The organism is Bradyrhizobium sp. CSA207 (assembly GCF_029051685.1).
Lineage (GTDB): Bacteria > Pseudomonadota > Alphaproteobacteria > Rhizobiales > Xanthobacteraceae > Bradyrhizobium.
The window spans coordinates 164,323-178,925 of record NZ_JAACFT010000014.1; the positions used below are offsets into that span (position 1 = coordinate 164,323).

The 14,603-nt window shown below is 61.2% G+C and carries 10 protein-coding genes and 2 pseudogenes; 10 read left to right on the plus strand and 2 right to left on the minus strand.

Annotated features, from left to right (window positions below; all coding sequences use genetic code 11):
* The first annotated feature begins 75 nt into the window (after positions 1-75).
* From GWG65_RS17910 to GWG65_RS17945, 8 genes are all read left to right on the plus strand, one after another.
* Positions 76-1,698: an FAD-dependent monooxygenase gene (locus tag GWG65_RS17910; RefSeq protein ID WP_275196870.1), complete on the plus strand. Its 1,623-nt coding sequence runs from the start codon at positions 76-78 to the stop codon at positions 1,696-1,698.
* On the plus strand, positions 1,695-2,897 hold the full coding sequence (locus GWG65_RS17915) for an FAD-dependent monooxygenase (RefSeq protein WP_275196871.1): 1,203 nt from the start codon (positions 1,695-1,697) through the stop codon (positions 2,895-2,897). The genes GWG65_RS17910 and GWG65_RS17915 overlap by 4 nt, the downstream gene beginning before the upstream one ends.
* Positions 2,894-3,769, plus strand: coding sequence for a VOC family protein (locus GWG65_RS17920; protein ID WP_275196872.1), 876 nt, complete (start codon positions 2,894-2,896; stop codon positions 3,767-3,769). The genes GWG65_RS17915 and GWG65_RS17920 overlap by 4 nt, the downstream gene beginning before the upstream one ends.
* 46 nt (positions 3,770-3,815) lie before the next feature.
* Positions 3,816-5,063, plus strand: a complete 1,248-nt coding sequence (locus GWG65_RS17925) for an ABC transporter substrate-binding protein (RefSeq protein ID WP_275196873.1) — start codon at positions 3,816-3,818, stop codon at positions 5,061-5,063.
* Positions 5,064-6,037: 974 nt separating this feature from the next.
* On the plus strand, positions 6,038-6,988 hold the full coding sequence (locus GWG65_RS17930; RefSeq protein ID WP_275196874.1) for a helix-turn-helix domain-containing protein: 951 nt from the start codon (positions 6,038-6,040) through the stop codon (positions 6,986-6,988).
* A gap of 103 nt (positions 6,989-7,091) precedes the next feature.
* Entirely contained in the window at positions 7,092-8,333 is a 1,242-nt protein-coding gene (locus GWG65_RS17935) for an acyl-CoA dehydrogenase family protein (protein WP_275196875.1), read from the plus strand.
* Positions 8,334-8,372: 39 nt separating this feature from the next.
* Complete coding sequence (locus GWG65_RS17940) at positions 8,373-9,623, plus strand: acyl-CoA dehydrogenase family protein (RefSeq protein WP_275196876.1); 1,251 nt, start codon at positions 8,373-8,375, stop codon at positions 9,621-9,623.
* A 34-nt stretch (positions 9,624-9,657) separates the two neighbouring features.
* On the plus strand, positions 9,658-10,386 hold the full coding sequence (locus tag GWG65_RS17945; RefSeq protein WP_275196877.1) for an SDR family oxidoreductase: 729 nt from the start codon (positions 9,658-9,660) through the stop codon (positions 10,384-10,386).
* Between the two features lie 246 nt (positions 10,387-10,632).
* Here GWG65_RS17945 and GWG65_RS17950 read toward each other — a convergent pair whose 3' ends face one another.
* Complete coding sequence (locus GWG65_RS17950; RefSeq protein WP_275196878.1) at positions 10,633-12,270, minus strand: MFS transporter; 1,638 nt, start codon at positions 12,268-12,270, stop codon at positions 10,633-10,635.
* A 21-nt stretch (positions 12,271-12,291) separates the two neighbouring features.
* Positions 12,292-13,183, minus strand: a pseudogene (locus GWG65_RS17955) (LysR family transcriptional regulator).
* 125 nt (positions 13,184-13,308) lie between these two features.
* On the opposite strand from GWG65_RS17955, the pseudogene GWG65_RS17960 reads away from it, so the two are divergent.
* Both GWG65_RS17960 and GWG65_RS17965 read left to right on the plus strand, forming a co-directional pair.
* A pseudogene (locus GWG65_RS17960) lies at positions 13,309-13,487 on the plus strand (ring-cleaving dioxygenase); the annotation flags it as partial.
* 115 nt (positions 13,488-13,602) lie between these two features.
* Entirely contained in the window at positions 13,603-14,568 is a 966-nt protein-coding gene (locus GWG65_RS17965) for an AraC family transcriptional regulator (protein ID WP_275196879.1), read from the plus strand.
* Positions 14,569-14,603: the final 35 nt, after the last annotated feature.

Consider the following 14,603-nt stretch of genomic DNA (forward strand, 5'->3'; position numbering starts at 1 on the left):
CGAGGTTCTGATCGGGTGTCATTCGGAGGCGGCAGCACAATAAAAATCCTGCGCCGCTCTTATTGGGAGGAAGCGATGAAATCAGTTCCTGTTCTGATTGCAGGGGGCGGTCCCGTCGGGATGACGCTTGCGAAGGTCCTCGCCCATTTCGGAATCCGCTCGATGCTGGTCGAGCGGAATGCGACGACGACCCGCCACCCGAAGATGGACATCACCAACAGCCGCAGCATGGAGCTTTTTCACAAGTTCGGCCTCGCGGACGCGTTGCGACATGTCGCGGTGCCGGAAGATCATCCTTTCGATGTTTCCTGGATCACAAGTCTCGCCGGATATGAGCTGCATCGCTTTCGATACATGCCCCCGAGCGAGTTTCGAAAGCAGATCCGCATCAAGAACGACGGCACCCAACCGCTCGAACCCCCGATGCGGGTCTCGCAGGTCGAGATCGAGCCGGTTCTGAAGAAAGCCATCGACGCGCGTCCGGAAGTCGAGGTCAGGTTCGGCGTCGCCTTCGAAAGTTTCGAGGAGCAGGATGATCGTGTGGTCGCTCATCTGCGGGAGCAGGGAAGCGGCGCCCAGGAGCAGGTCAGCTGCCAATATCTCATCGGTTGCGACGGTGGTACCAGCCGCGTTCGGGCGGGTCTGGGCATTCAGCTGGAGGGGCAGGCGCGCGTCGGCGAACTCTACATGATCCACTTTCGATCGACCGAGCGGGATCTGCTGCAACGCTGGGGCGTTGCCTGGCACTACCAATCGCCGCTTGGCACCATGATCGCCCAGAACGACGATGATATCTGGACTGTTCACATGCCTGTGCTTCCCGGCCAGGACGCGACCAAGCTCGATCCGCGCGCGCTCGTCGAAGCCTATGCCGGCCGACCATTCTCCTTCGAGATTCTGGTCGCGAATGCGTGGACGCCGCACCTCCTGGTCGCCGAAAGCTATGGCAAGGGTCGTGTCCTGCTCGCAGGTGATTCCGCGCATCAGTTCATCCCGACCGGCGGCTACGGGATGAATTCCGGGGTCGGCGATGCGGTCGACCTCGGCTGGAAGCTGGCGGCGACGCTGCAGGGCTTCGGCGGGCCCGGCCTGCTCGCCTCGTATGAGATCGAGCGGCGACCCGTGGCGGCACGAAATCGCGACGCATCCGGCCGCCACATGCAGGTTCGAATGCAGATTGCCGAAGCCTATGGGAGCCTGTTGGAAGGCGACAACGGCGACAATCCCGTGCGTCGGGCGGAAGTCGGTGCAGCGATCGCCAGGCTCGGCAACGTCGAGAACGAATGTTTCGGGATCGAACACGGCTTTATCTATGAGGGATCGCCGATCGTCGCAAATAGCTCGGCTACTCCCTTTCCATTCGATTCCGTTGTCTACAAGCCGACGACCACGCCCGGTGCCCGCTTGCCCAGCACATATCTGAAAGACGGGACGGCGCTCTACGATCGGCTGGGCCTGCATTTCACGCTGATCGATTTCCGCGGAAGCGATCCGTCATCCTTTGTCGACGCGGCGGCGCGACGACAGATACCGCTCTCGATCCTGCAGCTGGACGAGCCCGATCTGAAGGGCGTCTACGGACGGGACATGCTGCTTGTTCGGCCCGACCACCACATTGCGTGGCGCGGAACGGGCAGCACGACGCCCAACGCCGACGCGATCCTCGCGACGGCTCTCGGCTGGGGGGTGGACCGGTGAAGCCGCTTCATGCCCTGGTGATCGGTGCTGGTATCGGCGGCACGGCGGCTGCCATCGCATTGCGTCGGGCCGGCCTCGACGTCTCCTTGTTCGAGCAGACGATGGCGCAACGCGAAGTCGGCGCGGGCATCCAGATCAGCCCCAACGTCTCCCGGCTGCTGGGCCGTTATGGGCTCGGCGACGCCATGGCGCGGGCCGCTGTTCGCCCTTCAGCGGTCGTTTTTCGTCGCTGGCAGGACGGTCGTGTCCTGGGGCGGGAAGAGCTGGGGGACGCGATCGAGAGCCGTTACGGCTCGCCCTATTACCATTTCCACCGGGCTGACCTCATCGCGCTTCTGGCGGATGCGTTCGGTCGCAAGGAGATCAAGCTTGGACGGCGCCTGGTCGATGTCGAGCAGGACGAAGGAGGCGTGACCGCCCGCTTCGAGGATGGCACGTCCGAGCATGGCGATCTCCTCATCGGGGCCGACGGAATTCACTCCCAGGTCCGCGAGCGCCTGTTCGGTGTGGAAAGGCCGCGGTTCTCGGGGCAGATCGCGTATCGGGGGCTCGCACCTGCCGAACGGATTGCGCATCTCGGCCTCCCGCTCGATGTCACGAACTGGGTGGGGCCGGGTGGACACTTTGTCCACTACTTCGTTTCATCCGGTCGATTCCTGAACTTCGTGGCTGTCAGCGAAGAGGCGACCTGGACCCGGGAGCAATGGTCCGACCGCGGTTCGATCTCCGATGCCGCGAAGAAATATGAGGGGTGGCATCCGCAGATCGCGACGATCCTCAACGCCGTCGACGAGACGTTCAAATGGGCGTTGTTCGATCGCGATCCACTTCCGGAATGGGCGCAGGGGCGCGTCGCGCTGCTGGGCGACGCGTGCCATCCCATGTTGCCTTACATGGCACAGGGGGCGGCGCAGGCCATCGAGGACGGTGCGGCGCTGGCGGCTTGCCTGAAGCACGCAGCCTTCGACATTCCGTCGGCGTTTCGGGCTTACGTCACGTTGCGTAAGCCGCGCGCGACCGAGGTGCAGGAAAGATCCCGCGCCAATTCCACGAGCTTCCACCTCCGGGATGGACCACAACAACTCGAGAGGGATCAGCTCTTCGCCACGCGCGGTGTGCGCGGCAGCCCTGAGGCAATGAACAGACTTTATGGCTACGACGCAGAAGCCGTCGCGCCGACGCCGGAGGAAAAACGATGACCCGCGCTTTCCAAATCGCCTATGTCGATCTCGATACGCCTGCTGCGGAGCAGGAGGTCGCCTATTACGACCGCGTGCTCGGCGCTACACCTGCCGAGCGTGGATCCGATGGGCGCGCCTATTTCAGCCTCGGTCTCGATCACCACAACATCACCATCAGGCCGGCGCCCGAGAAGCGCCTCACGGCGCTCGGCCTGAGGATCGAACAGGAAGCAGCCGACGAGACTGTGAAGTCGCTCCGCGGTCTCGGTCTCTCTGCCGAAAAGAAAAGCGACGCCCGGCCGGGCGTTCCCGTCCTGGTGGAGGTCGTCGTTGCGGGGCACACGCTCCATCTGTTGCCGGAGATGGCCATGCCTGGCCCCGGCTTCCGCACCTCGGGCGTCGTCCCAACGCGTCTTGGGCATGTTGCCCTGATCACGCCGGAGGCCGACAAATTCGTGGATTTCTGTTCGGCCATCGGATTCCGCACGACCGATTGGTTCGAGGGAATTGCGACGTTCCTGACCTGCAATCATGATCACCACGTTCTCAACGTCATCGGTGCGCCGGAAACCCGGCTGCATCACCTGGCGTTTGAGCTGCGCAGCCGCGCCGCGCATCACGACGTGGCGGATTTTCTTGCCAAGGAAAACCATCCGATCCTCTGGGGGCCGTCGCGGCACACTGCCGGCCACAACCTTGCTTCCTATCACTACGACCCGAGCCGTTTTCTGATCGAGCTCTATTCCGACATGGACGTGCTCGTTCCGGAGCTCAACATTTTCGAGCCGCGGCCCTGGCATGAGGCGTATCCCCAACGTCCTCGGGTATGGACGATTGAGCAATTGACGACATGGGGAACCCGGTTCGACTTCGACCTGAAGACGGCCTGACGATCCGGCCGACCATCGCTCGAAAATCAAATCCAAGAGGAGAGGCATGTCACAGCACACGCGCAGGCCGCGATCGGCTCTTTGGGGTATCGCGCTGGCGATCTTGATCGGATCGGCCGTTGCAGCGCCAAGCAGCGTGCAAGGGCAGAAGCGGTACGATGCCGGCGCGAGCGATACTACCATCAAGATTGGCAATACCGCTCCCTACAGCGGGCCGCTGTCGTCGAACGGCATCATCGCCAGAACGGAAGGCGCCTATTTCAAGATGATCAACGATGAAGGCGGGATCAACGGCCGCAAGATCGAGTTTATCTCCTACGACGACGCCTATAGTCCTCCGAAGACCGTTGAGCAGACCCGCAAGCTGATCGAAAGCGACGAGGTTCTTCTTCTCTTCAATCAACTGGGTACGCCGACCACCATGTCGGTTATCAAATATGTCAACGCCAAAAAGGTGCCGCAGCTGTTCATCGCGGCCGGAGGAACCATCTTCGGCGATCAGAAGACATATCCGTGGTCGATGGGCTTCCAGCCAAGCTACCAAAGCGAAACACGCATCTACGGCAGGTACCTGCACGACAACTATCCCGCCGGGAAGATTGCCGTTCTCTCGTCCAACGACGACTTCGGGCGGGACAATATCAAGGGACTGAAGGATGGTCTCGGCGACGCTGTCAGCAACATCGTCGCCGAAGTCACGTATGAGACCAGCGCGCCGACGATCGATTCCGAATTGGTGAAATTGAAATTCTCGGGCGCAACCGTCTTCGTCAACTTCGCCACGGCGAAATTTGCGGCACAGGCCATCAAGAAAGCAGCAGAGATCGGCTGGAAGCCCGTGCAGATCCTGCATGGCAACTCGCAGTCTATCAGCGCGGTGTTGAAACCCGCCGGCCTCGAGAACGCCAAGGACATCATCACGGCGAACTACAGCAAGGATCCTGCTGATATCGTCTGGAAGGATGATCCCGGTTTGAAGCGGTTTTCCGGGTTCATCGACAAATACATGCCAGGAGAGGACAGGACCAATTTCTATGTGGTCTACGGCTACAATGCCGCCCAGGCGCTCGTCGAGGTCCTCGGGCGGTGCAAGGATGACCTGACACGCGCCAACATCATGAGGCAGGCCGAGGCGTTGAGCCGGGTTCATCTCGACATGCTGCTCCCGGATGTGACGTTGAACACGTCGCCAGCCGACCACTATCCGATCGAGCAGATGCAATTGCAGAAGTTCGACGGACAGAACTGGGTGAGGTTTGGCCCTGCCATTGAAGGAACGCTGAGCGAGAAGTGAAGGCTCCAGTTCGTACAAATGGACCCTTGATGGATTGGAGCGAGAGTTCAGGAATTTCAGTTGGTTAGAGGGCGGCGTGTGCACGATGTGTGCACCGGGAGGTCAAATCTTGCGACATCCAACGTGAGCAAACTTTCTGAAGTGAGTGGGGCGGTCGCGGAAAGCGCCACTTCTGCATGTGAATAAGCGAGGAACTTTGACCCCCATCGGCTTCCAAGATTGACCCCACACGTGATGAATTTTTCGCTGACCGTCCAAGGGCTTCGTCATTGATGTCCGGCCCGGTCAAACAGCGCGCCGAATGACAGCCAAGAGCCCGAACAGCCGCTCCAAGTCCTCCTTGAACCAAGTCGGATGCCGCGCTCGCATCGCATTGACCGAGTAAAAGAGAGCGGCTTGCCGCTCAGCAACAGTCTCCACAGGTATAGGCGCGCGATCTCCATCATGATAGGGAACATGCGACGCCGCGCCTGCACGCTCGCCGAGAAGCCGATCGCGCAGAGCAGGCCTCGGGCTTGAGCGCTGCGTATGAACGGCGATAGCCGTCTTCGCCAATGCCGTCGACGATGACGTCAAATCCGCCCGGCACAACGCGCGTGAAGTCCTCATGTTGGTAGTCGATCGGCGTTGTCCCTAGCTCTCCGACGAGCGCCATGTGCTCGCCGCGCACGGTACCCCACAGCTCGAGGCCGGGCTCTGAGGTCGTTCACGATTGCCCTCAGCGTCCGGTTTCACAGTGACGGATCGCGACATCCGGCGCCGCGCGACGATATAAGGGACAAGCCGGCCGATGACTGCGGTCGCCTCATCCAACGGCGAAGCCTCCGGGAGCGCAAAATTGCAGCAGACGGCCACCGGCGCCGTCTGAGGTTCGGTCCCCTATACCGTAGCGGATTTGACCTCGTCACTCCCTGATGTATTATCGAGCGAAGGCCAAACCATGAAATTTGCCGCTGTGAATTGTGGGTGGTCCTATGGAGTGGTCGACAAAAGCGATTGAGGCAGACCGGCCCTTCGGAAGTTGGGCCGAAGATTTAGCCGACGCTTTCGTTCAGCTCGAACCGCGGAAAATCACCGAGCAACCTTTCCAAGGAATGATCTCGCGAGCAGACGTCGCGTCAATCCAGATTTCCCGTGTCGAAGCCACAAAGCACGTCGTGCTCCGTTTGCGCTCGCACATCGCGCGAAGCATCGGCGATGTGTACTTTGTCAATCTCCAGCTCGATGGCGTTGGTCGCTACACTCAGCGCGACCACGTGCAGATCTGCGGACCCGGAGATCTTGCAATCGTCGACACGACGGAGCCATTCGAAATCGCGAATTGTCGGAATTTTAGCCTGTTTTGCTTTGCGGTGCCGCGACAGTTATTGCCAAGTGCTCTTGCGGAGCGACCACGGTTGAGGCTTTCCGCTACTGAGACCGGCCGCGCGCTATCACGGACACTCGCAGGACATGCCGAACTCTGTCTTCGTTCGGAGCCGAACTCGGGAATCTCTGCCTTCGGCGCTCAACATGTCGTTGACCTGATATCTCATGCTCCTGGCTTTTTGGATGAAAGACCGCCGGAACGGGCTGGTCGGTCTGTCTTGCTGTCGATGATGCTTGACTATATCGATCGTCACGGGAACGAGCCCGAGCTGGACGCCGCCACACTCGCGCTGAAATTCCACTGCTCGCAACGATATGTGCACAAGCTGTTCTCCACCACGGGTCGCTCGGTCGGAGAACACATCAACGGACTGCGGATCCTCGTTTGCACCCGGAATTTGCTGGATCACGCTCATCGACGCGCAACTATTGCGGAAATCGCATTTAATGCCGGGTTCCGGGATATTTCTTATTTCAACAGGCTGTTCAAGCGCAGCAGCGGCCTGGCGCCGCGGGAATTTCGACGTTCCATGAGCCGGGCCGACAGTACACGGTAGGCCAAGAAATCGGTTCACCACCGTCCAAGACTTCCTCTCCTCAGCAAGTTAGTCCTGAGCTGAACGCGGCGGCGTGCCGCCGGAAATGAGGAAGGCTTCAATCGTGATTGATTTCACGCTCACGTCGCAACAGCGCGATCTGCAGCTTACTTCCCGCAAATTTGCCAAGGAGGTCCTCAACGAGGCTGGGGCGGCCGAGTTGTTGGCGACGCCGGAAGAGCGTTTTCGTGCAACCAAGCCGACCTATGAGGCGATGGTGGCGGCTGGCTATTTGCGCAAGTGCATCCCGACACCTGCCGGCGGCGACAATGCCGGCATGACAGATATGGCGATCCTTGCGGAGGAATTTTACAGCGTGAACGCGAGTGTGACGCTGACGATGCTCGGTACGGTGCTCGGCCTGTTGCCGCTTCTACTCGGCGGCACCCCAGACCAGTGCATGCGGCTGCTCGGACCGTTTCTCAAAACAAGCGGAGCGCCGCTTGCCGGCTTCTGCTCCAGCGAACCGGGGGGGAGCGCCAATGCTGCCTCGCCGCCGCCCGGCGAGGGCGTTCGCACCACGGCCCGGCGGGAGGGCGGCAACTGGGTGATAAACGGCCGCAAGAAATGGGTGTCGTCGGCCACGGGTTGGAATCGCGAAGGCGCCAACCTTCTCTGCGTGGTGTGCCGAACCGATCCAGCGGCGCTGCCCGATGCCGCGATGTCCATCATTGCGGTCGAAGGACCGGTAAGGGGCCTTGTATTCGAACGTGCGATCGACACGATCGGTCATCGGGCCCATCTCGTGCCGCAATTCGGCTTCGAGAACGTCGCGACACCCCACCACAATCTGCTCGGACAGGAGGGTTCGGGGCTCGCGCTGACGGCTGGAGCATTCACGGGCACCGCAGCACTAGTTGGTATCCTCGGCGTCGCGTTGATGCGCGCCGCCTTCGAGTTTGCGCTTCATTTTGCTCGCACAGAAAAGCGCGGCGGCGTTCACGCGATCATCGAGCACCAGGCGGTCGGATACGCTCTGGCCGATGCAAAGACCACGATCGAAGCGGCGCGCTATCTCAGCTGGCGCGCCTGCCACGCACTCGACAGGCAGTCGCCGTCGGCCGAAGAGCTTGCGGTTCAGGCAAAGATTTTCGGCTCCGAGGCCGCGGTGCGCGTGATCACCGATCTCATGCGCGTGGTCGGCATCGACAGCTATGATCATGAGGTGCCATTCGCCCGTCTGCTGCAGGATGCGCTCGCGCTGCCGATCTTCGACGGCGGCAATATGGGCATCCGACGGCGGCAGCTCCACACGATGTTCAAGCGAAGCGACTATGATCCACTTGCTGCAAGCGGGGCGGCGTAGTGCGTCTGGCTGATGAACTTCCGGTGGGAGGGAAGATCGGTGGCCATTGATTTTCGACTTACCGCGCGCCAACGCGAACTACAGCTCCAGTCCCGCCAGTTCGCAAGGGAGGTGCTTTCGCCGGCGTTGGAGGCAGAGGCTCTGCCCACTCCGGAGGAACGGTTTGCCGCGACGAGGCCCGCCTACGAGGCGATGATTGCGGCCGGATTTCTGCGGAAATGCATTCCTCTCTCCGCCGGAGGAGAGAACGCTGGTCTCATCGATACTGCGATCATGGTTGAGGAGCTCTATGCGGTGAACGCCAGCGTTACCTTGACGTTGATTGGAACCGTGCTTGGACTGTTGCCACTCTTGATCGGCGGCACGGAGGAGCAGCGGAGCCGGCTGCTGCCTCCGTTCCTCAAACAAACCGGAGCGCCGTTGGCGGGATTTTGCGCCACCGAACCGGGCGGCAGCGCCAATGCCGGATCGCCGCCGCCGGGCGAGGGCGTTCGCACCACGGCTACGCTCCTGGGTGACCGGTGGGTTATCGAAGGTCGAAAAAGCTGGATTTCGTCAGCCACAGGTTGGAATCGCAAGGGCGCAGACATTCTATCCGTACTTTGCCGAACCGATCCTGATGCCCCTCCCGAGCGGGGTATTTCAGTCATGATCGTGGAGAGCTCCGCATCGGGCCTGGTCTTCGAGCGCGCGATCGATTCGATGGGGCACCGCGCGCACCTCTTGCCGCAGTTCAACCTCCAGGAAGTCAGCGTCTCCAGAGAAAATGTTTTGGGTAGCCTCGGCGGTGGTCTGGCCCTGACTGCTGCGTGCTTCACTGGCGCAGCGGCCCTGGTCGGAATTTTCGCCGTGGCGCTGATGCGCGCAGCGTTTGAGTTCACACTGGGCTTCGCGCGCAATGAAAGGCGCGGCGGCATTCACCCCGTCATCGAACATCAAGCGGTCGGGTACGCGCTGGCGGACGCAAAGATGGCCATCGAAACGACCCGTTGCTTCTGCTGGCGTGCGTGCCAAGCGGTCGACATGCAATCGCCCGGTGCGCAGGAGCTGGCGATCGAAGCAAAAGTCCATGGTTCGGAAACAGCCGTGCGGGTACTGACGGATCTCATGCGAGTCGTCGGGATAGAGAGCTACGATCGCGCTCTTCCGCTAGGACGCCTGCTGCAGGATGCGCTCGCGCTTCCTCTGTTTGGCGGAGGTAACATCGGCGTCCGGCGTCGACAGCTCCACGGGATCTTGAAACAGCCGGGATACGATCCGCTGATGACCAGCGGCGAGGCGGAGGTCTGATTAAGCGGAGCGTCCTTTTTGAACGGGGTGAATCATGAGCACAGAGCAGAAAGTAGCCGTAGTAACGGGAGCATCTCAGGGGATCGGTGCCGGTATCCTTCAGGCTTTCAGGGATCGCAACTACCGCGTTGTTGCAACATCGCGGTCGATCAAGCCGGCCTCCGATACAGACATCGTGACCGTACAAGGTGACGTCGGGGTTGCGGACACAGCCGAGAGAGTGTTCAGAACGGCACTCGATAGGTTCGGTCGTGTCGACACGCTGGTTAACAACGCCGGCATATTCATGGCAAAGCCATTCACGCTTTATTCGCCGAATGACTATGTGATCTACATGTCGACAAACGTGACGGGTTTCTTTCACATGACTCAGCGTGCCCTGGAATTTATGGGCAAGCAAGGACGCGGCCACGTAGTCACGATCACAACAAGTCTTGTCGACCAGCCGATGAGCAGCGTCCCGGCCGTGTTGGCCTCTCTCTCAAAAGGAGCGCTAAGCGCAGCAACGAAAGCGCTCGCAATCGAGTATGCGAAGACCGGCGTTCGCATCAACGCCGTATCACCGGGAATAATCAAGACCCCGATGCACCCGCCAGAAGCGCATCAGGCGTTGGCGGCACTCCATCCAATGGGGCGGATGGGAGAGGTATCCGACGTTGTAGACGCGGTTCTTTACCTGGATGGCGCGAAGTTTGTGACAGGTGAGACTCTTCACGTCGACGGAGGGCAAGCTGCTGGCCATCATATGGTGCAAAGCGCTTAGCCCGAGATCGACAAGAGTCGCAAAATGAAGGGGTAACGAGGAGCAGGACGAGCGTGTAGGTCGAATCAGCATTCCACAATAATCGATTGGCGAACGACCGCTGTTGGCGCGAAGCGGACGTTCGCCAACAGCAATCATTTGTGCCCAGGAGGCCCACAGGCTGCAATCAGCCGAGTCAAAGAAAGTGTTTGCAGGGCGACGAGTTCGAGAACGGGCTGAAGAACGAGCGCGAGCGGAAAGCTCAAGCTACGAGCGTTCGTCAGACGATCCGAAGGATGCGGCGATGAAGTGAGTGACCTTAGGCTCCGCCTCCGCGCCAAACTGGCGGATGGCATCCTGCACGACCCTGTCCGCATTGGTCACGCGATGGTGCTGCCGGAGATGCTCAAGCCAGGATGTGACCATGAAGGTCTCGAGGAAGCGTCCTTTTTCGGCCGCATTCTCGAAGACATCCCAAGCGTATGCGCCATCCCGCCGGCGCTGTTGACCCAAATGCCCGACGGCGGCGAGGAATGCGGCACGCTTCTCGGCGGCGACGCGGTACTCGACCGTTACCAATACCGGACCGCGATCGCCATCGGCGTCGATCGCCAAGACCGGCGTCGGCCAATGCATGGAGGGCGCGAGGTCAACTCCCGCACCGGACAGAAGCTTCCAGTGCCAGGTCGCCGCGATTCCGACGACAGCGCCGGCCGCGGCGATGAAGTGGGCCACCGGCAAACCGAGCGCCGAGGCAAACTGCCCCCAAAGCGCGCTGCCGGCCGTCATCGCGCCGAAGAACACGGTGACAAACATGGCCAGGCCACGGCCACGCACCCAATCCGGCAGGGACATTTGAACCGAGACGTTGAGGGTCGCGAGAACGGCGATCCATGAAACGCCCGCGACCGCGCAGGCCGCAATGCCGATCGCTGAATGGCGGGCGACGCCCAGCAGGACCAGACTGACCGCCGTGCCGAGTGTGCCTGCCGCAACAAGCCGGTCGGATCCGAAAGCCGCCTTCATCGAGGGTAGCGTGAAGGCGCCGCCGACGGCGCCGATGCCGATCGCTCCCAGCAAAATGCCGTAGAGCTCGGGGCCGCCCGCGATCTGATTGCGTGCGACCAGCGGGAGCAGCGCCCAGTAAGCACTTGCGAAGAAGAAGAACGCTACCGCTCTTATGAGCGTTGCGCGCAAATTCGCATTGTATCGCGCATGCCGGAAGCCGATCACCAGGGCACCGGTCAGGCGCTCCGGCGGAAGCCCGCTCCCTTGCGACGCCGGCGGCCGCCACCAGAGCAGGGCCCCGATCACGGCGAAGTTGCTCAAGGCGTTGATCCAGAACGGCGCCGCGATGCCCAAACCGCCGATGACCACGCCACCCAGCGCAGGTCCGATCGCCCTGCTGATGTTGACGCCGACGCCGTTGCTCGCCACCGCCGCGGCCAAGTCGTGCTTCGGGACAAGCTGAGGCACGACGGACTGCCATGCCGGTGCTGTGAACGCCGCGCCGGCGCCCAGCAGGAACGTGAATAGCAACAGGATGGACGGGGTGACGAGGTCGAGCCAGACCAGCACCGCGCTCGCTGCCGCGACGACGGTGAGGACAATCTCCGCACCGATCAGGAAGCGGCGCTTGTCGACGGTATCCGCCAGGGCCCCCGCGGGGAGCGCGAACAGGAACATTGGAAGGCTGCCCGCAACCTGAACCAACGAGACCGTCAGCGGATCGGGATTGAGGCTCGTCATTAGCCATCCGGACGCGGCGTTGTACATCCAGGTGCCGACATTGGCGACGACGGTCGCGATCCAGACCACCGTGAAGGCCCGATGACGAAACGCGATCCAGGGAGAGGCGCGCCCCTCGACGTGCGATGCACTGGGTCTTTCGTCAGGATTGGTCATGCGTCCTACTTTGCCGGCTTGCTAAGCTGCGTCCAGGCCGAAGTGCTCGACCAGAAAATCGATGAACAGTCGCACCTTGACCGACAGATGTCTCGTGGGCGGATAGATTGCATATAGCGCCAACGGAGGAGTGCGATAGTCCTGGAGCACCGCCCGCAGCGTCCCCTTATCGAGGGCTTCGCCTGCGATAAAGGTCGGAATCAGCGCGATGCCGCACCCGCGGATTGCGGCGTCGCGCAGCATCTCGGTATTGTTTACGCACAGCGACCAAGTCGGCTGGATCCAGTGATCGCCGCGGGCACCCGTCAGCTTCCATTGATTGCCGGTCAGCAGGAAGCCGTAGGTCAGCGAAGCGTGTTCGCGCAAGTCCCGCGGATGGAGGGGCGTGCCATGGCTGGCAAGGTAATCGGCCGAAGCGCAGACTGCGCGGTCGATCGGTGTGATTTTGTGGGCAATCAGGCTCGAGGATTCCAGTTCGGCGATCCGGAGCGTGACGTCGAAGCCGTCCTGGACTGGATCCAGCAGGTCGTCGCTGAGAACGAGCTGCAGTTTGACTTCGGGATACCTCTCCATGAAATCGCCGAGCACAGGTCCGAGCCGCAGTGTGCCGAACGACATCGGGGGATTGATCCGGAGCAGTCCGCTCGGCGTCGCCTGGGCCTGGGCGACCGCCTGGTCGGCCGCATCAAGTTCGGAAAGCGGGGCGAGCGCGCGCTCGAAATACATCTGTCCGCGCTCTTTCGGACTGGCGTGGCGGGTAGTCCTGTTGAGGAGTTGCAAGCCTAGGCTCTGCTCCAGATCGGCGACGTACTTGCTGATGGCCGAACGGGACAGGCGAAGCTGACGTCCGGCTTCGGCAAAGCTGCCGTCTCGACGACTTCACGAACGCCTGGAGGCTCGAAACCTTGTCCATTTACACTCCTATTGTCGCCAAATCGTGGACAGTATGGTGATAAAATCACGTATTGTTCTCAAACCATAGCGATGTGATATCTTTGCCAACCGAGCTCAACCCGGGCTCCATCGAGGAGCAATCCGATGCCAGGCATCCATCACTGTGACGGGCAATCGCCGGCGATCCCCTCAAGAATTTCGATTTCTGCACGCGCGATCTTGGGCTTCGCTTCGTCAAGAAAACGGTGAATTTCGGCGATCCGTCGACCTACCATTTCTATTACGGCGACGAGACCGGTAGGCCGGGAACCATCCTCACCTTCCCTCCCCTGGACGATGATTTCTTCGAACTTCTCGCCGACAGCAGCGACGCTGAGCGGGTAGTCGAGGGCGCATCAAGACCGACATCGTCCGAACGACCGGACAGGATCTCATTCGATGGACGAACACCGGACTTACGGAGACGCTGTGGCTCACAGCCACGGCTTGGACCGCTCGCCGGCGCTGGTTACACGTTCGTTGCCCAAGGCTCAGATCGGAATCACCAGGATCATCTGTGGTCCGGAGCATATCGGCATGAAAGCGACAATTCCGGCCGAGGACACGTTCATTGCCGCGCTTCACCTGACCGAAGTCGCGCACCACGAATTATGGAGCAACGGACGCCCCGTAATCTCGCAGGGTTACGCCGCCAATTCGCTCAGGATCGTGAACCTTGGCGCCGAATTTGCGTCGTACGTCGGGAGCCCGCATGAGGCGCTATCGTTCTACATTCCTAGAAGCGTCCTCAACGATTTCACCGAAGAAGCCGGCAGTCCACCGGTCGTCGACCTGCACTGCAAGCCCGGCTTGGTCGATCCTGTCGTCGCCCATCTCGGAGCCGTCCTGCTGCCGGCCCTGGAGCGCCCAGCGGAAGCGTCTTCTCTGTTCGTCGATCATGTTACACTGGCGCTCGTTGCCCATCTCAGTAAGCGTTACGGAGGGGTCGTCCAACGCGAAACCGCCCGGCCCCGAGGACTCTCCCTGATTCAAAATCAGCGCGCGAAGGAGTATCTGGCGAGCAACCTCAGCGGCGACATCCTGGTGGCTGACGTCGCCAAGGCGTGCGGACTCTCACGCAATCACTTCATCCGGTCGTTTCGCATGACGACCGGCATGACGCCACACAGGTGGTTGCAGCTGCGCAGGATCGAACAGGCGAAGACGCTGTTGCTCGAATCTTCGATGGCGACCGCGGAGATCGCCGTCGATTGCGGATTTGCCGATCAGAGCCATCTGACGCGGGTGTTCACCCGGTTGGTGGGCATGCCACCGTCGGCCTGGCGCAGGGAACACAAGGGCCGGAAAACGATCGGATGCGTGACGTCGAACGGCAAACAAGGTTGGCCTGACGGACCGCAATAGCAGCACCGGACCTCTCGCCGCGCTGGGTGCGATGG

Excerpts from the sequence above, each read along its gene's own strand:
- GWG65_RS17910 (WP_275196870.1), top strand. The coding sequence starts at position 76 with ATGAAATCAGTTCCTGTTCTGATTGCAGGGGGCGGTCCCGTCGGGATG.
- GWG65_RS17920 (WP_275196872.1), top strand. The coding sequence starts at position 2,894 with ATGACCCGCGCTTTCCAAATCGCCTATGTCGATCTCGATACGCCTGCT.
- GWG65_RS17925 (WP_275196873.1), top strand. The coding sequence starts at position 3,816 with ATGTCACAGCACACGCGCAGGCCGCGATCGGCTCTTTGGGGTATCGCG.
- GWG65_RS17930 (WP_275196874.1), top strand. The coding sequence starts at position 6,038 with ATGGAGTGGTCGACAAAAGCGATTGAGGCAGACCGGCCCTTCGGAAGT.
- GWG65_RS17945 (WP_275196877.1), top strand. The coding sequence starts at position 9,658 with ATGAGCACAGAGCAGAAAGTAGCCGTAGTAACGGGAGCATCTCAGGGG.
- GWG65_RS17950 (WP_275196878.1), bottom strand. The coding sequence starts at position 12,270 with ATGACCAATCCTGACGAAAGACCCAGTGCATCGCACGTCGAGGGGCGC.
- GWG65_RS17965 (WP_275196879.1), top strand. The coding sequence starts at position 13,603 with ATGGACGAACACCGGACTTACGGAGACGCTGTGGCTCACAGCCACGGC.